Origin of the sequence: Collinsella sp. CLA-JM-H32, assembly GCF_040098165.1 — a bacterium.
In the GTDB taxonomy this organism is placed as follows: Bacteria; Actinomycetota; Coriobacteriia; order Coriobacteriales; family Coriobacteriaceae; genus Collinsella.
This window is the reverse complement of record NZ_JBBNMZ010000028.1, coordinates 1-807: the sequence shown is the minus strand read 5'-3', so window position 1 is coordinate 807 and position 807 is coordinate 1. Positions and strand designations below refer to the sequence as shown.

Genomic DNA, 807 nt, shown 5'->3' with positions numbered 1-807 from the left:
TTCCCGCGACAAGTGCCGCGGAAAGGGCGATGCCCACAGTTGCTCGTCTTGCTCTTCTTGCGAGAATGTCGTTCATCTCGGCACCTCATTTCAAGGGTCGGCGACTAACTTGGTAGCACTAATGTAAGTATATCAGGCGGTTTGCCCGCCGTTGATCGGGCGTGCGCGTATGCCCCTTGATTAACAGCCATTAAATCTATCCCTTAAGGAACGCGGCTTGCTGGTGTTGTCTGGGCATTGATGGCTGCGTGGTTCAAGAGACGGCGGCATTACCATTTGTTTTTTCAAGTAAAGAGGTCCGTTTCCCTGGGTTGGGGAAACGGGCCTCTTTTTGTCTCTTGGCTTGTGGATTGGCAAAGACAATAACCGCTGGCAGCTATTTTGAGTTCTTGATGCGGCGTGTGGCTGTGGCGGTTATTCCGAGTCCCATGGCGGCGATTCCTGCGAGTGCTATTGCGCTCGGCGCTGCATCGCCCGTGTTCGCGAGCTTGCCGGCGGTTGTATCTGCTTGCTTGCCGCTGCTCGAGTTCGCCTGCTTGGTGGAGCTTGGTAGGGTGTCTTTGCCGGTCGAGGGTGAGCTGGCGGGCTGTGTCGTCTCGGCCGGTTGCGTCGAGCCGGAGGGAGGCGTTGTCTCGGTCGGTTGCGTTACCTCGGGCGAGGTGGCCTTGTCTGCCGCGGCTTTTGCCTCTTCGTATGCCTTGCAGGCGTCGTCATAGGCCGCTTGCGCCTTTTCCAAATCGCCGAGGAGCGCATTTCGCTTGGCTATGTCCTCGTCGATGTGGGCTTTAGCTTCCTTTGCCTCACTTT

1 protein-coding gene is annotated in these 807 nt (G+C 57.1%); it reads right to left on the bottom strand.

Features of this window, described 5'->3' with window-relative positions; all coding sequences use genetic code 11:
• Positions 1-376: 376 nt before the first annotated feature.
• Positions 377-807 (bottom strand): LPXTG cell wall anchor domain-containing protein (locus AAA021_RS09480; protein WP_349089034.1); only part of this gene is annotated, 431 nt, incomplete at its 5' end.